This is a genomic window from Vibrio sp. NFR (assembly GCF_027587095.1).
GTDB lineage: Bacteria > Pseudomonadota > Gammaproteobacteria > Enterobacterales > Vibrionaceae > Vibrio > Vibrio harveyi.
The window spans coordinates 293,685-316,306 of record NZ_JAPPTN010000004.1; the positions used below are offsets into that span (position 1 = coordinate 293,685).

Below are 22,622 nucleotides of genomic sequence, written 5' to 3' on the forward strand. Positions count from 1 at the left end.
ATAGGTGTTTATTCTTGCTGGCTAAAATCACTTATAGCTTTGTTGGAAATTTTGTAGTTAGAGCAACTAGCTAACGGCAATCTCCGCCTCGCTCTAAGCGATTTTTTCTGCGCAATTTTCTAAACACTTATTTATCCCGATTGGTATTGAGCTCATTTTCGTTTGTGTATTGCTGAAGTTTGGTATTTAAGATGATTAACGTAGCGCTTGTTGATGACCATGTCATTGTTCGTTCTGGATTTGCTCAGTTGTTGAGCCTTGAGCCAGACATGAATGTTGTAGGTGAATTTAGCTCGGTAGCAGAAGCTCGAGTGGGGTTACCTGCGTGCAAGCCAAGTGTAGTTATCCTAGATATCTCGATGACAGACGAAAGTGGGCTTACCCTACTCTCCGAAATCCCTTCAGGCATTGCTTGTGTCATGCTTAGCGTGCACGACTCTCCCGCAATGGTTGAAAAGTCACTTAAACTCGGCGCAAAAGGTTACCTAAGTAAACGTTGTAGTCCTGACGAGTTGATTCAAGCCGTACGAACCAGTGCTTTGGGCGGTTGTTATTTAACGCCTGATATTGCGTTGAAGCTCGCGACACCAAGTGACAAAGCGGCAACGCTGACTCAACTGACTCGCCGAGAAAACGAAGTGTGCCAATTATTGGCTCGTGGTTTAGATGTGAAATCAATCGCCACTGAGCTTGGCTTAAGCCATAAAACCGTTCACGTTCACCGTGCAAACGCCATGGATAAGCTTGGCGTAAAGAACAATGTTGAACTCGCCAAACTGTTCTCGCAAGAGTCGTTTTAATGCGTAGCTACACCATCACCTCCATTTGCGGTTTATTCATGACAGGATGCTCGTGGTTCTGTCTGTGGGTGATCGCGTATTACTTTGTGAACGATGCAGAGCTTGCGATCTTGTTGTTCCCCTTCGCGTTGCGTTTGGGTCTAACACTACACACGCGCACAAAGTATTGGGCAACGATTTATCTCGCCGAATGGGGATTGACCGTTGCTCTTGCTCTACTTCTTGAACAGCCGCAATGGCTAATGGTGTTGGTTGCCAGTTTCCTGAGCATGCCGGTTGTTTACCTTGCTAAGCGTTATTACAAAGGCGATCAGAACCAGCATTTAGCGGTTATGGCGGTCGTGTTGCTCGTGACGTCTTGTATTAACGTACTAGCGGTTGGTTATCATGTCCAATCTGTCTACATGGCATGGTTAGCTAGCATTGCTGGCGGTTTGTTAGTTCTGCCAATGTGCTATTTGCTTTGGAACTATCTCTTCCAAAGCCCTTGGTCACCGCTGACCTCAAATTTGTTAGCCAACGAAGTTCAGTTCAAAGTTCGTCATATTCTGCTATACAGTGTGTTGTTGATTGCCAGCATTTTGGTTCAAACCAGCCTGCCGGATGAGTTAAAACGCTTCGCACCTTTCTGCATGGCAATCCCAATCATTGTGCTTGCGCTACGCTACGGCTGGCAAGGTGCACTGCTTGCGACCATGTTAAATAGTATCGCGCTGATTGCTGCGCGAAGCGGTGTTTCGAATCTGGAAATCACAGACCTTCTGTTGTCCCTTTCGGCACAAACCTTAACTGGCATCATGCTCGGTTTAGCGGTGCAGAAACAAAAAGATCTTAACCAAAAGCTTCGTGGCGAATTATCGAGAAACCAAACCTTGTCTCGACAGCTCATTCAAGCGGAAGAGTCGGTGCGTCGTGACGTGGCAAGAGAACTGCACGATGAAATTGGTCAGAACATCACAGCGATCCGTACCCAAGCGAGCATCATTAAGCGGGTCGATAACGCTGAAATGAACACTCGCTGTGCCGACATGATCGAAAACCTATCACTCAATGTTTATGACACCACCAAACATCTGCTGAGCAAACTGCGTCCGAAGATGCTCGATGATTTGGACTTAAAAGACTCCGTTCACCAGTTAACCCGTGAAATGGAGTTCGACAATCATGGCACTCGCGTTGTGCTTGATTGGCAAGGTGACTATGAATCTTTGGGCGACACGCTAAAAGTCACCCTATTCCGTTTATGCCAAGAAGCATTAAACAACGCAGCTAAATACGCGAATGCGACGTCTATCGTTATCGAGCTCTCTATTAAGGAGAACATTTCGTTGAACATCGCTGACAACGGCATTGGTTTCAAAACCGAAGACTGCATGAAAGGCATGGGCGTTCGCGGCATGCAAGAACGTGTACAAGCGCTTGGCGGCAAAATGTATATCTACTCTTTGAACGATCATGTGGATGGCACGCAAATCGCCATCACATTACCTAAGGTGTAACGAGCATGTTTGGATTATTTCAGTCTCCGAGCTACAACCAAGCTCCCCTTAGCAAAGATCAAGTGGATGAACGCTACCGCTATTGGCGTCTACACATCATGCTGGGTATGTATCTTGGTTATGCCGGCTTTTACTTCACTCGTAAAACGTTTAACTACGCTGCACCCGCGATGATTGCTGATTTAGGTTTAGATAAAGCCGACATCGGTATGATTGGTACGCTTTTTTACATCACCTATGGTTTATCGAAGTTTATCTCGGGCACCATTTCTGACCGTTCTAACCCTCGCTTTTTCATGGGTGTCGGTTTAATCGCGACGGGCCTTATCAATATCGCGTTTGGCTTCTCTAGCTCTTTGGTTGCACTCGCTGCACTTTGGGTGATGAACGCTTGGTTCCAAGGTTGGGGCTGGCCTTCGTGCTCTAAGTTACTTACGACGTGGTATTCGCGCTCAGAACGTGGTTTCTTGTGGGCAATTTGGAACACCGCCCATAACGTAGGCGGCGCTTTAATTCCCCTACTCGTTGGATTTCTTACATTCCATTACAGCTGGCGAGAAGGCTTTATCGTACCGGGCGTTATCGGCGTCATTCTTGGTGTCATTGTTTGTTGGCGCTTGCGCGATAAACCGACCACTCAAGGACTGCCAACGGTTGGTCAATGGCGTGATGACAAGTTAGAACTGGCGCAAGAAAATCACGGGCAAGGTCTGAGTTATAAAGAAATCCTCAAACAATACGTGTTCAACAACAAGTACATTTGGCTGCTCGCATTTAGCTATGTACTGGTTTACATCGTGCGCACCGCCATCAATGACTGGGGGAATTTGTACCTGACAGAACAACACCACTACAGTCTAATCAATGCCAACGCAGCATTGTCGATGTTTGAAATCGGTGGCTTTGTTGGTTCTCTAGTAGCTGGTTGGGGATCGGATAAACTGTTCGGTGGTAACCGAGGTCCAATGAACCTCTTGTTTGCTGCAGGCATATTCCTATCTGTCGCCGCACTGTGGTTGATGCCATTAACCAACTTCGCATTCCAAGCTGCTGGGTTATTCTCGATTGGTTTCTTCGTATTTGGTCCACAAATGTTGATCGGTATGGCAGCAGCGGAATGTTCACACAAAGATTCCGCTGGTGCAGCAACGGGCTTTGTTGGTTTGTTTGCCTACATGGGTGCCGCACTTTCTGGCTACCCATTAGCATTGATTCTTGAAGAATACAGCTGGACTGGATTCTTTATCACCATCTCGGTATGCGCAGCCGTTATTGGCTTGCTGTTGTTACCGTTCTTACAGGCTCAACCTTCAAGAAAGCCGCTCGCTCCCAAACTTAGGTTGTAGACACCTGATTGTAGAAGCGACTTCTACACCTCTTAGGGTGAGTTAACCGCTCACCCGCCCAATCTCCACTATTTTTTGCTTCCGATTCAGTTCGGAGGGTTTTCTACGGGTAAAATTCATGAATTCGAATACTATTTCATCAAAATGCTTCTTCAAAATGGACAATAAGATCCAAAACTACGACTGGGGAAGCCGCACGGCTATCCACGATTTATTTGGCTTTGCTAACGAAGCTCAACAACCTCAAGCCGAGGTTTGGATGGGCACGCACCCGAATGGTTGCTCTATCGTTAAACAAGGAACTAATACTGCTTCGAGTACAATTGTTTCATTATCAGAATTGATCAAACAAGATCCGTCAGCGTTTCTATCGCAAAGCACGGCTGAAGCCTTTGGTGACTTACCTTTCCTCTTCAAGATTCTTGCCGCAGATAAAGCGTTGTCGATTCAAGTGCATCCAAACAAGCAAGATGCAGAGCTTGGTTATGCAAAAGAACAACAGCTAGGTGTATCGCTGAATGCATTTAATCGTAATTACAAAGATGCCAACCACAAGCCAGAACTGGTTTACGCCCTAACGGAATATCAAGCAATGAACGGCTTTCGTCCGTTTGATGAAATCATCGCTGAGTTCCGCCTGTGTGACATTCCTGAAATCAACGGCTACTTAGAACAACTTGAGCTCAATCCCAACCAAGATGGGTTGTGTCAGTTCTTCGTAGAGATTCTTTCCATGGAAGAAGCACGCAAGGTTAACGCAGTGGATCACTTATTAAGTTACGCAGCAGCCAACCAAGTACGCCCTGTGTGCGAATTGATTTTAGACCTTGCAGCTCAGTACCCGAATGACGTGGGTTTGTTTGCCCCATTACTGCTGAATGTTATTACGTTAAAACCCGGTGAAGCCATGTTCTTAAGCGCAAGAACGCCTCACGCGTACATTAAAGGTACTGGTCTGGAAATCATGGCGAACTCAGATAACGTACTTCGCGCTGGTTTAACACCAAAACACATGGATGTGGAAGAACTGGTTAAGTGTACCGACTTTATTCCAAAACCGATGAACACGCTGCTAACCAAAGCAGAAATCAAAGGGTGTGAGCATCACTTCCCTGTTCCTGTACAAGACTTCAAATTCTCTGTGTTCCAAGAGCCAAAAGATCAACAAGTTGAGATGAGCAGTGCGGAAATCTTAATGCCGATCGATGCAGACGTAACGCTTCTTGCAAAAAGCGGCGAAACATTAGTGCTTGGTAAAGGGCAATCGGCTTTCATTCCTACTTATGTGGGTAGCTACACAATCCGTTGTGAAGGTCGCGTTGCCCGTGCATTTAATGGCTAAGTTCATTTTCTCTTAAAACAAAAATGGCGGAGACTTTTCACCTCCGCCATTCAGACCATTCATTTGTTTGCTAACTCTGTGCTTGAGCCAAACGAATACTCACCAGACTTGCCACCATGATGGCTAAGTAAAAGCTCCCGACTATCGCTTCAAAGAAAACGAAGAACTGAGCCACTGGAACCGTTGGTGAAATGTCACCATAGCCCACTGTCGTTAATGTGATAAAGCTAAAGTACAAAGCATTAAACAAGTTCGACAGCCAAGGTTTTGCTTCTAATCCAGTGAAAGAGCTTGGGAAAAACTCCAACACCAACAAGTAAATCACCGCCCACGCAAGCCCTAGTAGCAGATAGATACAAATCGAACCGATGATGTGGTTTGTCGTGACCGACTTGGTTAACACCACCTGCTTTAGCGCCGAGTATATATGTGAAAACAAGAACACCAATAACGCACCTAGCGTCAAAATGGACAGATCTAAATGCTCTAAAAACGACATACCATAGGAGATGACGGCAACAATCAGTAGCACGCCATACCATGTACGATTGGATTTGTTCTTCTTGTTGATGCCTGCAATCGAAGCGCCTAGCGTCACCACCAAAAGAGCAAGAACAAATTCCTGCCCATCTGGATAAAACTGATGCATCACGGCACAGCCAAAAAACAACGCAATAAGTGCAAAGAACAAAAAGTAAAAGTTATCTTCCCTGGTCATCGGTTTCATGATGCCACCTCTGCTTTGTCTTCCTCCTTCGCTTTTTGGTCCATGCTCAGTGCTTTGTTTGCTTCAGTGTCATCTTCATCTAACCAGTTCACCATCAACTGGTAAGTCAGGCTCAATACCACAGCACCAACAAACAGACCTACGATACCAGACATTGCCATACCACCCAGTGCACCCAACAGTGTCACAAGCATCGGTGTGTCAGAACCACGGCTTAGAAGTACTGGTTTCAGTACCGCATCACTCGCGCTCACCAAAATACACCAGACTAGGAAGATGCCAGCAACCAGTGTCGATTCGACGCTAAACACGTAAATAATCGCAGGAATCAATGCCAGAATCGGAGGCAACTGAACAATCGCAATCAGAATCACAGCAACCATCCAAAGCGCAGCAGCAGGAACGCCAACTGCGACCATACCAACACCCGCCATGACAGATTGAATCAGTGCAACGCCAATCACACCTTGAACGACACTGCGAACGGTCGATTTTGAAAGGTCAATCAACGCTTCGCCTTTCTTGTTGGTGAGGCGGTCTGCTAGCTTGGTAAAACCTTTTTGGCAAACTTCAGCATTGCTCATGAACGCACCTGCAATCATGGTCGAAATGATGAACTGGATGAAACCACCACTTACCGAGCCAACAATAGATGCTGCTTGAGAAAGGAAGCCTTTCACTTGTTCGCCATACTTAACCAAGAAGCCTCCCATGTTGGTCGATGCGTAGTTAATCGCAACGAACATTTTGTCGCCCACGACAGGGATCTCTTTTAAGCTTTCTTGTGGCTTAGGTACAACTAAGGTGCCGTCTTGCAGCCCAGTGACGACCTCGGTACCACTGGTATATAGACCGGATGAGAGCGCGATAAGTGGGATTAAGAGTAACAGCACACCAATAGTGCTGAGGAGTGCGCTCGCCTTACCTTTTGAAATACCTAAGCGATTATGAAGGGACATCATGACTGGGTAGAGCGCGATGGCAATAATACCGCCCCACACGACCAACATAATGAATGGACTGAGGATAGAGAAACACCACCAGATCAGTAACGCTACGGCTCCGATCTTGATAGCGGCGTCTATCGCCTGTTTAGAGAAATCATTTGAAGCTTTCATAGCGTTACCTTTTCACTGTCTGTTAAGTGTTATGTTTGCAAAAACTTCCATTGTCGGGTTTCCAAAAAGAGTGATGCGAGGATCATGTACGTCCCAACCAACACCAATTGGAAGATTCGGATAAATGTATTGCTGTCGATATCTCCGGAGCTCATTAGCGTGCTGCCGATCAAGACAAGCAAGGTACTGAACGCCGTAGCGAATATCGGTGCCTTCTCTGGCACGGTGTAAATCTTCTTCCCTATCAATACCGCCAATAACGCAATAAAGGCGGTGTAAAAGAATATGCTTGGCACAATGGCGAGAATTGAGAAAGCCAAGATGGCAAGTATCCCGCCGATACCGTTACTGATGATTAAGAACGCGCTTAATTTGACTGACTTCTCTGACGTAATCATCAAAGACAGCAACGCGACAAACATCATGGTGAGCAACGCTTCTGAAATCTGAAAGACAAAGAAGAAGCACACCACAGGAAACGAAATCAACATGGCTCGAAATGACGCATGCCAACGTTGTTCTTTACCAATTGGTGGAGCCGCATAACCAGCGAACTCACTATCTGGCTCTGGTAGATAAATATGAACCAGAGCAAAAATCGCCACCGATACCGCACCAGAAATCGCCAAGCCACTCGCGAGCACTACAGAAATCGCTGGGTTATTTATTGCCATAAACGGCAACATCAACACCGCAATCAACAAAATGGTCGCGAACAGATTCCATTTGGGGTCAGTAAACAAGTAGTAACCCCATGCCATCATCAAACCGACGGCAATCAGTAGAACAATTGGGTACTGAGTAATGCCTCCTGAAAGAAGCAGCCCCAACCCCATGGTGGCAATCAATGCCAGCAGCAACTCGTAAATCGTTTCTCTATGAAGGTTTGGCTTATCGACCAAGAACTTCGCGGTAAATACCGGCGCGACAAACGCCAGTTGCCAATTAATCCAAGCAGCGAGAAACACCGCCAGACCTACACCAATGGTGAAGCGCAGAATCCGGCGTTGAGTTGCGTTATCAATGCTCAGATTATCGGACATAAGACAGTACGCTCAGTAGACGAATCCAAAGTTTGCCAAGGGTGTTGAACACGAAGTTGTCACCACTGTAGACAATCACGTCTGCTTGCCCGCCAACACGTAGCATTCCTGTTACCTCTTCACGATCAAACTCGATAGCGATCGGTAACATTTGCGTTTGGCGTAACCAGCCTGTTTGCTGGTTGGCTTGCGCTAGCTTACCCGCTTGTTGGTTTTGCCCCCAATCGACACCCCAGTCGATGCTGCTGACTTTGCCTTTGATGACTTTGCCAGGAACAAAATCGAGGGCGATTTCTACCTCGTCACCAATGCTGACGTTGCCTAAACTGTTTTCACGGAAGTACGCTTCAATCCAAATGTCTTCTGTCGACACAAACGTCATGATTGGCTGACCTGCTGAAGCGTAGAAGCCTTCGGTCAAACTGAAGTTCGAAACACCACCTTGAGTTGGCGCACGAATCACAGTACGTTCTAAATTCAGCTGAGCTTGCTCAAGTGCCAGCAATGCCGCTTTAACTTGGCTGTTTTCTTCACCTTCAGCACCGAGTTGTTGTTTCGCTTTTTCAAGATCCGCTTCGGCATTTACGACGTTTGCTCTTGCCGTTGCCAATGATGCTCTGGCTTTGTCTGCATCCGATTTAGAAACCACACCTTTCTCTGCCATGGCAAGTACACGGTTGGCTTGCGCTTCAGTGTTTTGGCGTTCAACAATCGCAGACGTTAACCTTGCTTGAGCCGAAGCGATTGATGCGGTTTGCGCGCCAACGTTTTGCCCTGCGATTTCAAGATTCTCTTCGGCTTGCTTTACCGCGATTTCATAGTCAGATTTATCGAGAACGGCGAGCTCATCGCCTTCTTCAACAAGTTGGTTCGGACGAACATTAATATTGAGGACATTGCCAGAAACCTGGGGCTTTATTGGCACGATATAACCTTTAACACGAGCATTGTCGGTCACTGGAATGATGCGATCTGACACAATGCTGAAGCCGAGCATGACAACAATAAATAAAAGCAGATAGTTGGTGACCGTCTTTACTTTATCTTTTTTATTCGTCTCTTTGTTTTCCGCCACTTCCGTTGGCTGTTTCTCGTTTTCGTTCTCGGACATGTTATCCCCTTGCCATTGAATAGATTGAACATTTTAAGAATATACCGTCCTGTCCAACCTGCCATTAATTGAAGAATAAATAGCGAGCTATATCAAAAACCGTGCGTTATGCGCTAAGATTGGTTGAAGGTCACTTGGGCATACATGGAGTATTCGCTTGATGCCAAATCAAACATTTCATCTACCCGTTATTCAGACTAACTATGCTCGTATTCTGGTAGAGGTCTTTGCTGACTATGGCTTGGACAAACACAAATTGCTCAGTGATGCCGGTTTGCCTGCGGACTTATTCCAGACCGAGAGTGACTACATCCCATCTGAATCGATAAAGCGTTTGATTCATTTAACTTCTTCTCAACTCGGCATTACAAAATTTACCGATTTATTAGTGTTGGTCTTCCGCCGCCGCGTTATACCTAATGTCCTGCATCAGTTTGTGTCGTTTCAAACCATCGGTGAATCAATGCAACACATTGATGAGATATTCAGTTTAGACTCCCCCGGCAGTAACGTTTGTTTCGAAACCCATCATGGTCACGCTTGGTTCTGTCGTTTCTCTGAACAAAAAGACACACAAATTGCGGACTGGTCTGAAGCATTTGCTGTCATTTACATCACGGAACTCATCAGCATTTTGACCAAAACCACTTGGTATCCAAGCAAGGTTCGCCTACAAGGAAGCAACAGTGACATCGTAAAAAGTGTTGTACCTAGCCAATGCCAGATATTCGTAGGTCAAGAGAAGACTGGTGTTTACATTCCCGATGACATTCTTAACGTACCCATTCAAATATCAGACTCACAGTTAGGCGCAGAACCGAGTCAGATCCAGTGGCATACGAGTTTTACCGATAGCGTGTTTGAACTCCTGCGCCCTTATGTGCGAGAGCGTAATTTGTCGATAGAAGAAGCGGCTCAATTGCTGAGCTATTCTGTTCGAACCTTTCAAAGAAAGTTAAAGAATGAAGGGACTTCTTTTCGACATATTAAGGAGTCATTGATGTTCTCTGTTTCTTGCGAATTGATGGAAGAAGGACACTCTCTCACTTATATATCCAATCAACTTGGCTACACCAGTATTTCGCACTTTTCGCGCGCCTTTAAAAGAGTGTCCGGGTTATCTCCTAAAGTGTATAAACAGTCTATTGCGCTGAACGCATCCAGCACTTCGTGACGTTATACTGCTCAGTCCATTTGAGGCTTGGTAATTGCTTGAGCTTGGCTTGCATCAGTGTTGCGAGGTCTATCTCATCACACAGCACTTCTACGTCCTGAACTCGAAAGTAAACAATCATACGTTACCCTCAATTGAAAACGTGGGGCTATTATGCCGTGGCGCAAACCAAGTTATTTACCATTTTACGCCACTCAAACACATTTCAATCCAATCATTTTGAAGTCTCAAATTAGAGTAATTCATCCACTTTGCACAATCTTTACAATAGGAAGAATTTACCGACTTGCCCGTTTCTTACCTTCCTACGTCGACGTTATGCATGCTTTATAATGCCGTATTTTCAATGCGTTATATTAATACCCCATCGTATTCCTTATTTGTTATCTGATCGATATCAAGCAATCTTCCGCTCAAGCCGCGCATTGTTCAATTTGAAGCTGAGCAGCCTTTTGTTGCAAAACGTATACACGGGATTGTAATCACGTTTTGTATCACTACAATTCCAAACCAAATGAATAAAGAAACGTTTGTATGCCGAAATTAAATTTAGACAGCGCAAGGAAAAGCTCTGCACTTTCTGAGAATGGAACCTGCGAAAAAGTACAATCGGCATTAGAACCGAAATACCACAAGCCAGGAAAGAAACTTTGCCTCAGTGCAAGTCTGACGGAGAAGCACATTCAACGCCGTTGGAACGTGCTGGAATCGATGACAGACAAAGATCTTCTCTTAGATCCTTTCACGCAATCGCATTACCACCAATACGCCAACAACATTGAGCACTTTATTGGCACGGTAAACGTTCCTGTTGGTGTTGCAGGTCCTTTGCGTATTAACGGTCTGTACGCAAGCGACGACTATTTAGTACCACTTGCAACAACGGAAGCTGCATTGGTGGCGTCTTACAACCGCGGAGCCAACTTAATTACTGCTGCTGGTGGTGCGAGTACCCTTTTGATCAGCGAAGGTGTGAGCCGTACTCCCGTGTTTGGTTTCCAATCACTTGCAGAAGCAGCGCAGTTCGTCAGTTGGGTAGTGACTCAATACGATATCTTCCGTAAAGAAGCGGAATCAACCACTACGCACGGCAAACTCAAAGACATCAACGTTAACATTGAGGGCAATCATGTTTACCTCGTGTTTGAATACGTGACGGGCGACGCGTCTGGTCAGAACATGGTGACCATCGCGACGCACAAAGTATTCCATTACATTCTTGAACACAGTCCAGTCACTCCGCTTGATGCTTACCTAGATGGCAACTTGTCTGGTGATAAAAAAGCCAACGCACACACGTTGCGTTCAGTCCGCGGTAAAAAAGTATGCGCTGAGGTTACAATCCCTGCGGCATTGGTTGAGAAATACCTGCACACGACACCAGATGCCATGGTGAAATTTGGCAAGATGAATACGGTCGGTGGATTACTAAGCGGCACTATCGGTATTAATGCGCACTATGCCAATGCCCTCACCGCTTTGTACATCGCATGCGGACAAGACGCGGCTTGCGTTGCAGAATCAGCAGTTGGTATTACTCGAATGGATGTGGATTCTAACGGCAATCTATATGCCTCCGTAACTTTACCAAACATCATGGTTGGAACTGTTGGCGGCGGTACTGGCTTACCAACTCAGAAAGCGTGTTTGGATATACTTGGCTTGCATGGAAATGGCAAAGCAAAAGCGTTGGCAGAAGTGGCAGCTGGTCTGTGTTTAGCGGGTGAGCTTTCTATTGTTGGTGCTTTCTGTGCCGATCATTTCTCCCGCGCGCACCATAAGCTAGCAAGAAAATAGTCTCACGAAACCCAATAAAACCACTCTTTTTTAGGCTCTGTTAACCTTTCGAACTGATTTTTGTAGCGAATTGTTGGTTACTTTTACAAGGCAAAGACTTTGCTGTGTAGCTAGCCTACACGAGAAGTTGATAACGCAATACAAATGACCAACAAACGCTGCCCGAAGGGTTCGGTTAGTCGCTCCCGGCGAAAGTCGTTTTATGCTTTGTTTAGGAATATTTGCTTAGAATGACTAGGCGTTCCAATCCGAACAAAATTTAACCGCGAAAGAGCAACAGATCCTCATCGTAGAGTGGTTTCTATTATTAAACCCAAGAAACTACTGTTGCAGCGCACCACTGTATAAATACACAGAACACCTAAAACCCTCATCTTTCGTGAACGGTTTAACTCGTCACGCTTGATGGCTTCATTTCTTATTCAAAATTTCTTTAAAAGCTCATAAAACCACAACTAAGTGTTATATCAACTTGCACTTTTCGGTCAAACCTGACTCAAACGTTCTCGTTCTCAAAGTATGAATTCAAAAAAGTTTCATATTTTATTTGAGATGGCTCACATCACATTGCTCGCCGATTATTCAGTCACTTATTATTTTTTCTCATTAAAAATTAACCTTCAGCAAGACTATTTTCTGCAATTAACAACTTTGATAGTGATTTTTACCGTCTATAATCCGTTCTGCAGCTGCTTGATTTAACTGAATTTATTAATTAGCTCATTAAGAGCTTCATTACTCCCGTTAAATGGATTTAAGTCGTTCCTTTGGGTAAGAGAGTTAACGATGAAACGTCAGAAGCAAAATGAAATTTCTTGTTGGGTATTGGGCTTTGTTGCCATGCTGCTGTTCTTTGTGGGACCAGTGTCGGCTGACGAAGACGACCCTGACCAAGCGACCGCACGATTTTTATATCAAACGACATTTGGTCCAACTCCTGCTTTGATAGACCAGATAAACCAAACCAGTTATGACACGTGGATTACAGAACAAATACTTCTCCCACCCACCTATCACAGTGATCTTTACTTCACTCCTTTCAGCAAAGGAGCCCAAGCAAATAGAGAAAACGCTTGGTATCAAATTGTTTTAACCTCCGAAGATCAACTGCGTCAGAGAATGGCGTTTGCATTAAGTCAGATTCTGGTGGTCTCAAAAAATGGCGGTTTCTTATCGAGCAAGCCAACCGGACTAGTCAGCTATTACGACTTACTCGTTGAGAATGCGTTTGGCAACTATAAGGATTTGTTGCTCAAAGCGGCTAAACACCCTGCAATGGGAAATTACCTATCTATGATGGGGAGTACGAAAGAAAACCCAACAACCGGCGCACTACCTGACGAAAATTTTGCTCGCGAACTGATGCAGCTCTTCACTATTGGGTTATATCAACTCAACCTCGATGGCAGTGTTAAGTTTAATCATGACACCGGGCAACCCCTTGCTACCTATTCACAAAACGATATTCAAGAACTCGCTCGAGCTCTAACTGGCTGGAATAAATCGGATGTCGACTTTGTGTTACCAATGCGAGTGGTAAACAGCCTTCATGATACCAACGAGAAAGTCGTGCTTGGGTCCACTATCCCTGCTGGTTTAAATGCAGAAGAAGAGCTCGAACTTGTCATTGATATCTTAATGGCTCATGACAACATCGCCCCTTTTGTTTCTAAATTGCTCATTCAGCGATTTGTCACCTCAAACCCAACGCCAGAGTACATTGCTCGCGTTGCTAGTACGTTCAATAACAATGGCAAGGGCGTGAAAGGCGATTTGCGCGCGGTAATTAAAGCAATTCTTCTCGACGACGAAGCTCGAGGATTGACATCGAACCAACCAATTAAAGTTAAAGAGCCAATCTTGGTCATCACTAATTTCCATCGCGCTGCTGGTTTTACTCTGACAGCGGCACGTTACGACAACGCAGTATCCTTGATGAATATCGCGAATCAAGGACCATTGCGCTCTCCATCCGTGTTCAACTTCTACTCTCCTGATTATCAGCCGTCAAAAGACTTTGTCTTTAATGGTTTAGTTGCACCGGAATATGAACTGTTTGATTGGTCGGTATACACCGAACTGGTGAACTTCATGCTTTATAGCGTGCGCAAAGGTTCCGAATCGACTTACACGCTCAATATGGATGAACTTTATCAACTCCTCGATGACCATAACGCTTTGGTTGATCGTGTCGACATGCGTTTCTTTGCCGGAACCGCTTCACCAGAGCTAAAACAACTCATGATTGAGGTGCTCGATAATTACCAAACCAGTTACGTACCGAAAACCAAACTTGCTTTAGTGATTTTCACAGCAATTTCGGGCAGCGAATTCTACATTCAAGATTAGGAGCGGATTATGAAACTCTCACGACGCAACTTTATGAAAGGTACCGCTTCTTTGGGTGCTTTTGCTTCTGTCGGCTTATCAGGCTACGCACTCGCAACACCGAGCAATGACTTCCGTGCTTTGATCTGTGTTTATATGGATGGCGGTAACGATGCAATCAATACCTTCTTGCCACTCTCCGACTTTCATTATGATCAATATGCCAGCGTGCGCGGTAAGTTATCGGTCGCAAAAAATACCGTCATTCCGATTGGCTTAAACGCCAGAGATAATCGAGGAAATGACGTGCCTTTGGGGATGCACCCTAAGTTGGCTCGATTAGCGGAGGTCTTTGAAAATGGCGATGCGACGGTCGTCCTGAACAGTGGCGTACTTGAACAGCCAATGTCAAAGCAGATGATCGAGTCTGGCGAAGTGCCCTTACCGGATCAACTCTTTTCTCACAACTCGCAGACCAAAACTCTGATGCGTGGCGGTATGGATACGTTTTCAAACCTTGGTTGGGCAGGACGTATGCTCGACATAATGGGACGAACGTCTGAGATTACTCCACTCTACAGTGTTCATGGTGACTCCTTATGGTTGCGCTCACTTGAACATAGGCAAACAGTTTTGAAAAAGGACCGCGCCGTCCAGTTGAGTGCGATTGGAAACCCGCTTTACAAAGAAGTGTACGATCAGTTGTTAGCCACTTCTCCCGATAATCCATTCAGCGGACATTTTAATCTCATGGTGGATGAATCAATGACTATGAGTGGTGTGTTAGCTGAGCAACTGCATAACGTCGACAATGCGCCACTTTTTACCTCTACAACGCTAGGGAAACAGATGCAGACGGTTTACAAGCTTATCGCAAGCCAGAGCCCATTAAACCAACAACGACAAGTGTTCTTTGTTAAACATACCGGTTACGACGTTCATGATTCACAGCTTTCAAAACATCCTGCATTGCTAGAAGACTTGGCGACTAACCTGTTCGCTATGTATCGCGCTATTGATGCACTTGGAATGCGTGACAACGTCACTACATTTACCATGTCTGACTTTGGGCGACGCATGACAAATAATGGCAATGGTACCGATCATGGCTGGGGTGGACATCAATTTGTGATGGGAGGCGCGGTAAATGGTTCTCAACCAATTGGAACTTGGCCCGAATTGATACTAGATGGTGAAGATGATTACTCTAAAGGACGTTTGATTCCAAGAATCGGCACTGATCAAGTAGGTGCAACCTTAGCTCAATGGATGGGCATTACTGATGGGACAGCAATGGATTACGTGTTCCCAAATATACGCAACTTCCCTTCCTCTAACCTTGGTTTTATGTCATAGCTGCTGCAATCCAGTACGCAAAAAAGGGAGCATTATGCTCCCTTTCATTTATTGAGTTTGTTATCTCATTTAAGCATCTTCGCCGCGTGGTCGTTCATTACATAGCTTGATTGCACGCTCTAGAAGTTCTAATGCGGTCTTATCGCTTTCTGGTAATGCCGCTTCACTTTCGCCAATTGGCGTTACGCGGTCACCCCATTTCAACACAGCAGCGCCCCATGTCAAACCAGCGCCAAATGCAGCCAATAACATGTTATCACCTGGCTTCACGCGACCTTGCTCAAGAGCTTCACACAATGCGATTGGCACTGTTGCTGCTGATGTGTTGCCGTAGTTTTGAATATTCACGAACGCTTTTTCTTGTGGGATACCAGAAAGGTCACACAGCGTTTGGATGATACGGATGTTCGCTTGGTGCGGGATTACCACGTCGATTTGATCTGTAGTTAACTCTGAAGCTTTCAGAACCGTTTTCGCAGCCAGCCCCATGCCTTTAACTGCGCGTTTAAAGATCTCTTGACCAACAAAGTTGAAATCCCAATAACCGTTGTCTTCAGCGAAGCGGTCCATGCATGTACCAAACTTAGGAACAGAGAGAATGTCTCGCCCTTTTGCATCACAACCAATTTGTGATTGCAGAAGACCCGTTTCTTGCTCTGTACGTGTCAGAACGACTGCACCAGCGCCATCACCGAACAATACTGCCGTATCACGCATTGCCCAGTCGATGTAGAAAGAAAGACGTTCCGCACCAATGATGATCGCATTACGGTAGTTGCCCGACTGGATCAAACGCGTACCAGTTTCAAGACCGTAGACAAAACCCGTACACGCCGCGTTTAAATCGAACGCGGCAGCAGAGCGAATACCAAGGTTTTGTTGCACCTTAGAGGCAATGTTTGGAATAAGAGAATCAGGAGAGCATGTCGCAACAATGATAAGGTCGATGTCACTCGCTTCCACGCCAGCACGAGCCATCGCATGTTGCGCAGCTACCGTTGCCATGTCCGACGTATTTACGTGGCTAATGCGACGGTTTTCAATACCAGTACGGGTGCGAATCCATTCATCTGAAGTTTCAAGGAAAGTGCTAAGGTCGTCGTTAGAGAGCGAAGCTGGTGGAAGGCATTTTCCCCAGCCAGTAATTTCAGCGTAGTAATTTGTCATCGCAGACCTATTTATTGTTGTATTTTAATGAAATTTCTTAGAACCTGTTCGGGTCCAAATACAAACCTGTCATATCGTATTTCGGCAGGCTAAAAAATAAGTATACAAATTATGAAGCAGACTGGTAAGTCATGTTTTCATCAAGTTGTCATAAAGGAAGAAGTCATGTCATCGTTTAAAACTCGTTGCCCGTCTTGTGGCGGTTTAAATCGTGTCCCTAATGAGCGAGTTGCAGAAGCTGCAAGTTGCGGTAAATGTAAGAACGCTTTATTTGATGGTGCGCCTGTAGAAGGCACCATCGATAACTTCTCAGCACTACTAGAGAGTGACACTCCAGTTGTGGTTGATTTCTGGGCGCCATGGTGCAATCCATGCGTTGGTTTTGCTCCTGTTTTCTCGGATGTCGCACAAGAACAGACCGGAAACGCTCGTTTTGTCAAGATTGATACTGAAGCTCAACAACAATTGGCGGCTCAATTCGGTATTCGTAGTATCCCTACTATCATGGTTTTTAAGAATGGACAACGCGTTGACATGATCAACGGAGCATTACCAAAAACTCAATTCGATCAGTGGCTAAATCAAGCACTTAACAAATAAACCCCGTCGCCAGCCTCGCTCTCGGGCTGGCGTTTTTATGCAGCATTTCCTCATAGAATTTCGATAAATAACTTTTGTCGAAACGACTCAAATATATCGTTTTACTTGCCTATTAATTAGCCTCATATTCGCGCCGAATAACCCCTGATTTTTACTTAACTTATAGGCGCAAAACATTGGAAAACACAGCCATTCCTGCAGCATCACCACGAGTCACAGTTCCTGTCGTAGCACTGTCTCTTTATGCAGTGGCATCAGGCTATTTGATGAGCTTGATCCCTCTTATGCTTGGTGAATACAACATCTCTGCTGATTACGCGAGTTGGTTGGCGAGTGTGTTCTATGGCGGTCTATTGTTTGGCGCCATGTTCTTTGAGCGAATCGTTCGCAGCGTTGGGCACCGTAAAGCGTTTGTCGGTAGCTTGGCAGCCTTTTCTCTGACAATCATCGTTTTGCCGATTATTCCTAATGGTATGGTATGGCTATTTGCACGCTTTATTGCGGGCATCGCAGTAGCGGGCGTATTCGTCATCGTAGAATCATGGCTAATGTCTGGCGATGAATCCTCACGCGCTAAACGTTTGAGTCTATACATGCTTTCTTTGTACGGCGGTTCTGCGCTTGGTCAATTTGGCATTGGCATTCTTGGCGTAAGTGGTGGCGTCCCTTTTGTTGCCATCACGACACTGATCTTGATGGCGATGCTAGTGCTACTATTCATCGACTGTGAACAACCAAACAGCCATGAGTCTACTGCACTGTCGTTCAAACAGATTTCAAAACTAAGCCACGCAGCAATCATTGGTTGTGTTGTTTCTGGTCTTACTCTGGGAGCAATTTACGGTCTGATGCCAGTAGAGCTCGCAAACCGTAAAATCAGCCACCAAGACATTGGGACTTTGATGGCGTTAGTGATTCTGGGCGGTATGTTGGTTCAACCTATGGTGACAACCTTAAACAAGTACATGGCACGTACTGTACTAATGGCGTTCTTTTGCATCCTTGGCATTTTCTCTATCGGACTGACTTTCATTTCTTCGTCAGCGGTGGTGTTGGCAGTGGCGTTGTTCCTATTGGGCATGGCGACATTTGCTCTATACCCAATAGCGATTAACCTAGGTTGTGAAGGCTTAGACGAGCGTTTCATCGTGTCTGCAACGCAAGTCATGTTGTTTAGCTACAGCGTGGGGTCAGTAGCAGGTCCAGTGGTTGCTGATAAATTTATGGGTCAAATGCACGGTTTGTTGGGCTACTTATTTGCAGCATTACTTGCAACTTGCATTTACATGCTAATCGCAGCAACTAAATCCAAGCACCAAATGGCGGCAGGTTTGTAATTTTTAACCTGTCCCAACCAGACAAAAGAAACGAGGGTTCATGCCCTCGTTTTTTTGTTTCTGAAATACTCTACTCTTTAAATCATGGGGGAATTAAACCGGCTCATTAGTTTTGATTCTCCAATAATTTCTTGCGATAACGTGTTGGCGAACTGCCGTAGAACTTTTTAAATCGGTGCGTGAAGTTGTAAGGATCACGATAACCCAATCGGTTTGCTATCATGACAACCGACCAAGCTGGATACTGTAATAAGTCCACCGCTTTGTGCATGCGAAGCTCAATTAACTTGCTCCTCGGACTCATGTTGAATAATTGTTTGGACAGTCGGTTAAACTGCTCTTCACTTATAAAACATCGCTTTGCCATCTCGGCGACCGTCCAAGGTAGGTGCAGTTGCCCTTCCACTTCATTAAATAATGTTTGAACGCGAGAAAGCGAGCTACTGATAGGCGTTTCGACGCTTTTGACTAAACGTTGTACTTCGCTGATCAATAACTGACGAAAACCAGTACGACCGCCTATCTCATTGTAGAGCAAGGTCATTAACGCCCAAATTTGCTCTGAACCTTGGAAAGGCATGACCGTCTGACCAAGATCCGACAGATGCCGCCAAGAACCTGCATTCTGAGGTAGTAGCCAAACCATTTTCCAATGATCTTTGTCAGGATTCATTTCAAACCGAAAGCACGTATCGACAGGCAAAATGGTCAGCGTATAAGGTTCTATCTCTTTGACAGAATCGGGGGTTATCAGAACGCCACCACCTTCAACCGTAAACAACAAAGTATGCACACCAACTTTGTTTCTTTCGACATGATAACCATCACGTAACTCAGCCAAGCCTGCCATAAAAATGTCTGCACGATGCCACTCAGGAATCTCTGTCAAAGTGAGAAAGCGTTCCTTACATGCAGGAGCCAAGTACACGTCATCTTGCCATTCCGTTTTGGTTGCAAATTGCCCAATGACGGATTTGCACAGCTTTTGTGGTTTTTCACACATGTATTTCCTTTCCTATACGCTTTATATTCCTCTCAAAATTTGAGGAGTGACTATGGCAAACAACATTGGTATCAAAAATAGTGCTAACCCTTTATATAACGGGCTACTTAAGCAGATTGTCCGTTTAGGTTTTCCTGTCGCTATCCAGAGTGCTTTGGTAGCAATACTTGCCTTAGCCGATGTTCTCATGGTTAGCGATTTTGGTAAAGAAGCAACCGCAGCTGTGGGAATTGCATCAAAATGGCATTTTGTCGCCATTATGATCATGGCAGGTTTAGCATCTGCAAATGGCACACTTGTTGCGCAATATTGGGGACGAGACGATGCCGTAAGTGCAAAAACCGTCACTGGTATTGCGATTCGTTTTGGTCTAAAGGTGCTTATTCCTGTCACTCTAGTTATCACAGTTGGCAGCGAAGTGATCATGCGCCTACAAACCAGCGATATTCAAGTCATTGACCTTGGTTCTACCTACCTTTGGTATGCGTTCCCTGTGTTGCTACTGACTCACATCATTATTGTATTAGAAGCCAGCATGCGCTCTTCTGGTGACACCGTCACTCCGCTATTAATGGGAGCAATGACTATTGTGCTCAATATCGCTCTGAACTTTTGGCTCATTAAAGGCGGGCTAGGTATACCTGCAATGGGTGTTGCAGGTGCGGCATTAGCGACGACGATTTCTCGCTTATTCCAAGTACTAGCCATGATTGGCTATATGCGTTGGCGTAAACATTGGTTATTGGAAGTAAAAGAAGGGGCTGAACGCCCCTCTTTGTGGCTCTCTTATCGCCGTTTGGCATTACCAATGACCTTAGGCGCGCTACTTTGGGCCATTGGTACGATGGTGTATCAAATGATTTTTGGTCACATGGGCACGACAGAACTCGCGGTGTTTAGCATGTTAGGTCCATTCGAATCTCTGTGTTATTCCATCTTTTTTGGAATCTCTGTTGCGTGTTCAGTGATGATTGGGCAGTCGTTAGGGCGTGATGAGTTTGAACAAGCTCAGCACATGGCAAGCTTCTTCATTAAAGCGGTGTTTGTGTTTGGTATTTCGATTGGCGCATTACTGCTACTAAATCGAGAGTTAATCATTGCAGCATTGAACCTAGATAACTCAGAACTTTACCCACTCGCGGCACCCGCAGTCGTGATTTTATGTAGCGCGATTTGGCTCCGCATGCTCAACATGATCATCATAAACGGCATTATTAGAGCGGGTGGCGATAACGTCTTTTGTTTACGCATGGACTTTATCGCGATGTGGATGACTGGATTGCCTTTGTGCGCCGTCGCCGCGTTCGTCTTAGACTGGGAGTTTAAATACGTTTACGCACTAATGATCGCAGAAGAAGTAGTGAAATTGGCACTGTGTTATCGTCGATACACGCAAAAGTATTGGATCAAGAATCTCACCGTTGTTACGACTTCTTAGTACGTTTTTAACTAGGCTTCTTGGCTTCGCGTTCTGCACTCATTCGTTTGTGGCGATTCGACACATTTGCAGCTGGTTTATTTGGAACCTCACGCTTCTCATGCACCAAGTGCCGAATCGCTAAGATCGGATGCTTGAGTAACATTCTCGGTCCTGAATAACGCATCACTAAACGCATTTGCTCTTTAGGCTCGGGTTTGTAGCAATGTATTGGGCATTTATTGCAAGTCGGCTTGTCTTCTCCGTAAGGACAACGATCAAGCCGAACTTCCGCATATTCTAACAATTCGCGACATTCCGCGCATAGCTCACCTTTTGTGCCATGGTGGTCTTTACAGTAAACCTCGACCATCGCCTTAACGGTTTTAAATTCAGTGGCGAGTTTACCTAACAAAATGTCGCTCATTTTTTTCCTCCAACTAAAACAGCTTCATACCCAAGTGACTTCAAGATGCAGGATTCAGAGCCCTGTCATTGATTCGAGAGCAAGGAAAACTACGCCGTGTAATAGCAAGCTCTTTCCAAGTTGTTTGACGTAGCCATTTGTTTGACTAAAAAACCAAGTCATTCACGCTGAACCTAGTATCTCAGGTTACTTGGTATAACCCAGAGACCTTAACAATAAGGCTTTGACTAAAAGGACTTTAGTTACTTATCTGGTTACAACTCCATCGTATAGAGCTGTAAAGTTCGACCATTATCGTAAGTCTGCTCAACGCGTTCAAACTGAAAACCCAATTTTTCTAGCAAACTTATACTGCGAATATTGTCATTATTGGTGATAGCGACCAAGTTTTCTATATTCATTTCCTCACGAGCAAAATCCACGACGACACTTGCGGCTTCTTTCGCGTAACCTTTGCCATAAGCGCTAGGCAGATAACCGTAACCAATATCAAACGCTGTTAATGTATCGCGTTTAACCAAACCACAAATGCCAACTGGCTGTTTATCATGGTTGGTTTCAACCACCAGCAAACTGACACCCTTAAGTTCCTGCATTCTTAACATGTTATCTTGGATGTAACGCTTGGCTTCTTCTAGGGTTCGAATTTGTTTGTCACCGACGAAACGATAAAAGTCTGGCTGGTTGTAGAGTTCTAAAATAAACGGCGCATCTTCTACACTGACAAGACGCAGTGTGAGGCGCTTGGTAGTAAGTGTTTTCATAGGGAATCCATTAGGGTTGTAACTTGGCGGAAAAATCACTATCCTGCCCCGCTAAATTAAAGGACCAACACCATGAACCGCAAGAAGAAAATTAATTCGATTTTAAAAGCGAAGCAGAAAAAACAAAATGCAAAGCTTCATAAGAGCAATAAGCCTCGCTACATCTCAAAAGCAGAACGCGCGAAGATGGAAGCGGAACAGCAAGCTAATGAGCAAACTTCACAAACCACTGAAGAAACTCAAGCAACAGACGAAGCATAAAAGAA

At 45.2% G+C, this 22,622-nt stretch carries 20 protein-coding genes; 12 read left to right on the forward strand and 8 right to left on the reverse strand.

All coding sequences use genetic code 11. The annotated features are described in order from the left end of the window. The first annotated feature begins 191 nt into the window (after positions 1-191). The 4 genes from uhpA to manA all read left to right on the forward strand — a co-directional run bounded on the left by uhpA (position 192) and on the right by manA (position 4,987). Positions 192-800 carry a transcriptional regulator UhpA gene (uhpA, locus tag OH463_RS10050; RefSeq protein ID WP_050906997.1) on the forward strand — a complete coding sequence of 203 codons (609 nt, stop codon included), beginning with the start codon at positions 192-194 and terminating at the stop codon, positions 798-800. Then, the gene (gene uhpB, locus OH463_RS10055) at positions 800-2,299 is read left to right on the forward strand and encodes a signal transduction histidine-protein kinase/phosphatase UhpB (protein WP_017189075.1); all 1,500 of its coding nucleotides are present in this window, start codon (positions 800-802) and stop codon (positions 2,297-2,299) included. The genes uhpA and uhpB overlap by 1 nt, the downstream gene beginning before the upstream one ends. A gap of 5 nt (positions 2,300-2,304) precedes the next feature. After that, positions 2,305-3,645 carry an MFS transporter gene (locus OH463_RS10060; RefSeq protein ID WP_005435249.1) on the forward strand — a complete coding sequence of 447 codons (1,341 nt, stop codon included), beginning with the start codon at positions 2,305-2,307 and terminating at the stop codon, positions 3,643-3,645. A gap of 118 nt (positions 3,646-3,763) precedes the next feature. Continuing rightward, positions 3,764-4,987: a mannose-6-phosphate isomerase, class I gene (manA, locus tag OH463_RS10065; RefSeq protein WP_269991198.1), complete on the forward strand. Its 1,224-nt coding sequence runs from the start codon at positions 3,764-3,766 to the stop codon at positions 4,985-4,987. A gap of 70 nt (positions 4,988-5,057) precedes the next feature. On the opposite strand, the gene OH463_RS10070 is transcribed toward manA, so the two are convergent. From OH463_RS10070 to OH463_RS10085, 4 genes are read right to left on the reverse strand one after another with little or no spacing between them, the layout of a single operon-like run. Continuing rightward, a complete protein-coding gene (locus OH463_RS10070; RefSeq protein WP_005446913.1) occupies positions 5,058-5,714 on the reverse strand; it encodes a potassium channel family protein in 657 nt (218 codons plus the stop codon). Then, positions 5,711-6,832 (reverse strand): AI-2E family transporter, encoded by a 1,122-nt coding sequence (locus tag OH463_RS10075; protein WP_269991199.1) that lies wholly within the window; start codon positions 6,830-6,832, stop codon positions 5,711-5,713. Before OH463_RS10075 ends, OH463_RS10070 begins: the two co-directional genes overlap by 4 nt. Positions 6,833-6,861: 29 nt before the next feature. Then, positions 6,862-7,875, reverse strand: a complete 1,014-nt coding sequence (locus OH463_RS10080) for a DUF2955 domain-containing protein (RefSeq protein ID WP_017189078.1) — start codon at positions 7,873-7,875, stop codon at positions 6,862-6,864. After that, complete coding sequence (locus OH463_RS10085; protein ID WP_005446916.1) at positions 7,865-8,986, reverse strand: HlyD family secretion protein; 1,122 nt, start codon at positions 8,984-8,986, stop codon at positions 7,865-7,867. The genes OH463_RS10080 and OH463_RS10085 overlap by 11 nt, the downstream gene beginning before the upstream one ends. Before the next feature lie 160 nt (positions 8,987-9,146). Between OH463_RS10085 and OH463_RS10090 the strand changes: the two genes are divergently transcribed. The 4 genes from OH463_RS10090 (at position 9,147) to OH463_RS10105 (ending at position 15,641) form a co-directional block, all read left to right on the forward strand. Then, complete coding sequence (locus tag OH463_RS10090) at positions 9,147-10,160, forward strand: helix-turn-helix domain-containing protein (protein WP_269991200.1); 1,014 nt, start codon at positions 9,147-9,149, stop codon at positions 10,158-10,160. A 534-nt stretch (positions 10,161-10,694) separates the two neighbouring features. Next, entirely contained in the window at positions 10,695-11,957 is a 1,263-nt protein-coding gene (locus tag OH463_RS10095; protein WP_269991201.1) for a hydroxymethylglutaryl-CoA reductase, read from the forward strand. A 786-nt stretch (positions 11,958-12,743) separates the two neighbouring features. Then, positions 12,744-14,306, forward strand: a complete 1,563-nt coding sequence (locus tag OH463_RS10100) for a DUF1800 domain-containing protein (RefSeq protein WP_005446920.1) — start codon at positions 12,744-12,746, stop codon at positions 14,304-14,306. A gap of 9 nt (positions 14,307-14,315) precedes the next feature. Then, complete coding sequence (locus OH463_RS10105) at positions 14,316-15,641, forward strand: DUF1501 domain-containing protein (RefSeq protein ID WP_101960826.1); 1,326 nt, start codon at positions 14,316-14,318, stop codon at positions 15,639-15,641. Between the two features lie 69 nt (positions 15,642-15,710). Here OH463_RS10105 and OH463_RS10110 read toward each other — a convergent pair whose 3' ends face one another. Further along, positions 15,711-16,808, reverse strand: coding sequence for a ketoacyl-ACP synthase III (locus tag OH463_RS10110; RefSeq protein ID WP_009696649.1), 1,098 nt, complete (start codon positions 16,806-16,808; stop codon positions 15,711-15,713). A gap of 165 nt (positions 16,809-16,973) precedes the next feature. Here OH463_RS10110 and trxC point away from each other — a divergent pair, with 165 nt between their 5' ends. Further along, entirely contained in the window at positions 16,974-17,408 is a 435-nt protein-coding gene (gene trxC / locus OH463_RS10115; RefSeq protein WP_005446926.1) for a thioredoxin TrxC, read from the forward strand. Positions 17,409-17,584: 176 nt separating this feature from the next. Then, a complete protein-coding gene (locus OH463_RS10120; protein ID WP_005446927.1) occupies positions 17,585-18,745 on the forward strand; it encodes an MFS transporter in 1,161 nt (386 codons plus the stop codon). Between the two features lie 106 nt (positions 18,746-18,851). Here OH463_RS10120 and OH463_RS10125 read toward each other — a convergent pair whose 3' ends face one another. After that, positions 18,852-19,748 carry a helix-turn-helix domain-containing protein gene (locus tag OH463_RS10125; RefSeq protein WP_269991202.1) on the reverse strand — a complete coding sequence of 299 codons (897 nt, stop codon included), beginning with the start codon at positions 19,746-19,748 and terminating at the stop codon, positions 18,852-18,854. 52 nt (positions 19,749-19,800) lie between these two features. Between OH463_RS10125 and OH463_RS10130 the strand changes: the two genes are divergently transcribed. Continuing rightward, on the forward strand, positions 19,801-21,186 hold the full coding sequence (locus OH463_RS10130) for an MATE family efflux transporter (protein WP_005446929.1): 1,386 nt from the start codon (positions 19,801-19,803) through the stop codon (positions 21,184-21,186). 7 nt (positions 21,187-21,193) lie between these two features. Here OH463_RS10130 and OH463_RS10135 read toward each other — a convergent pair whose 3' ends face one another. Together OH463_RS10135 and OH463_RS10140 are read right to left on the reverse strand one after the other, a co-directional pair. Beyond that, on the reverse strand, positions 21,194-21,592 hold the full coding sequence (locus OH463_RS10135) for a nitrous oxide-stimulated promoter family protein (RefSeq protein ID WP_005446930.1): 399 nt from the start codon (positions 21,590-21,592) through the stop codon (positions 21,194-21,196). A gap of 254 nt (positions 21,593-21,846) precedes the next feature. Beyond that, a complete protein-coding gene (locus tag OH463_RS10140) occupies positions 21,847-22,356 on the reverse strand; it encodes a GNAT family N-acetyltransferase (RefSeq protein ID WP_009696653.1) in 510 nt (169 codons plus the stop codon). A gap of 72 nt (positions 22,357-22,428) precedes the next feature. Here OH463_RS10140 and OH463_RS10145 point away from each other — a divergent pair, with 72 nt between their 5' ends. Further along, complete coding sequence (locus OH463_RS10145; RefSeq protein WP_029789301.1) at positions 22,429-22,617, forward strand: DUF2986 domain-containing protein; 189 nt, start codon at positions 22,429-22,431, stop codon at positions 22,615-22,617. The last annotated feature ends 5 nt before the right edge of the window (positions 22,618-22,622 follow it).

What these genes read in the sequence shown, in the direction of transcription:
- OH463_RS10080 (WP_017189078.1), bottom strand. Translation starts at nt 7,875, where the DNA reads ATGTCCGATAATCTGAGCATTGATAACGCAACTCAACGCCGGATTCTG.
- trxC (WP_005446926.1), top strand. Translation starts at nt 16,974, where the DNA reads ATGTCATCGTTTAAAACTCGTTGCCCGTCTTGTGGCGGTTTAAATCGT.
- OH463_RS10090 (WP_269991200.1), top strand. Translation starts at nt 9,147, where the DNA reads ATGCCAAATCAAACATTTCATCTACCCGTTATTCAGACTAACTATGCT.
- OH463_RS10125 (WP_269991202.1), bottom strand. Translation starts at nt 19,748, where the DNA reads ATGTGTGAAAAACCACAAAAGCTGTGCAAATCCGTCATTGGGCAATTT.
- uhpA (WP_050906997.1), top strand. Translation starts at nt 192, where the DNA reads ATGATTAACGTAGCGCTTGTTGATGACCATGTCATTGTTCGTTCTGGA.
- manA (WP_269991198.1), top strand. Translation starts at nt 3,764, where the DNA reads ATGAATTCGAATACTATTTCATCAAAATGCTTCTTCAAAATGGACAAT.
- OH463_RS10105 (WP_101960826.1), top strand. Translation starts at nt 14,316, where the DNA reads ATGAAACTCTCACGACGCAACTTTATGAAAGGTACCGCTTCTTTGGGT.
- OH463_RS10085 (WP_005446916.1), bottom strand. Translation starts at nt 8,986, where the DNA reads ATGTCCGAGAACGAAAACGAGAAACAGCCAACGGAAGTGGCGGAAAAC.
- uhpB (WP_017189075.1), top strand. Translation starts at nt 800, where the DNA reads ATGCGTAGCTACACCATCACCTCCATTTGCGGTTTATTCATGACAGGA.
- OH463_RS10095 (WP_269991201.1), top strand. Translation starts at nt 10,695, where the DNA reads ATGCCGAAATTAAATTTAGACAGCGCAAGGAAAAGCTCTGCACTTTCT.
- OH463_RS10145 (WP_029789301.1), top strand. Translation starts at nt 22,429, where the DNA reads ATGAACCGCAAGAAGAAAATTAATTCGATTTTAAAAGCGAAGCAGAAA.
- OH463_RS10100 (WP_005446920.1), top strand. Translation starts at nt 12,744, where the DNA reads ATGAAACGTCAGAAGCAAAATGAAATTTCTTGTTGGGTATTGGGCTTT.
- OH463_RS10130 (WP_005446929.1), top strand. Translation starts at nt 19,801, where the DNA reads ATGGCAAACAACATTGGTATCAAAAATAGTGCTAACCCTTTATATAAC.
- OH463_RS10070 (WP_005446913.1), bottom strand. Translation starts at nt 5,714, where the DNA reads ATGAAACCGATGACCAGGGAAGATAACTTTTACTTTTTGTTCTTTGCA.
- OH463_RS10140 (WP_009696653.1), bottom strand. Translation starts at nt 22,356, where the DNA reads ATGAAAACACTTACTACCAAGCGCCTCACACTGCGTCTTGTCAGTGTA.
- OH463_RS10135 (WP_005446930.1), bottom strand. Translation starts at nt 21,592, where the DNA reads ATGAGCGACATTTTGTTAGGTAAACTCGCCACTGAATTTAAAACCGTT.
- OH463_RS10075 (WP_269991199.1), bottom strand. Translation starts at nt 6,832, where the DNA reads ATGAAAGCTTCAAATGATTTCTCTAAACAGGCGATAGACGCCGCTATC.
- OH463_RS10110 (WP_009696649.1), bottom strand. Translation starts at nt 16,808, where the DNA reads ATGACAAATTACTACGCTGAAATTACTGGCTGGGGAAAATGCCTTCCA.
- OH463_RS10060 (WP_005435249.1), top strand. Translation starts at nt 2,305, where the DNA reads ATGTTTGGATTATTTCAGTCTCCGAGCTACAACCAAGCTCCCCTTAGC.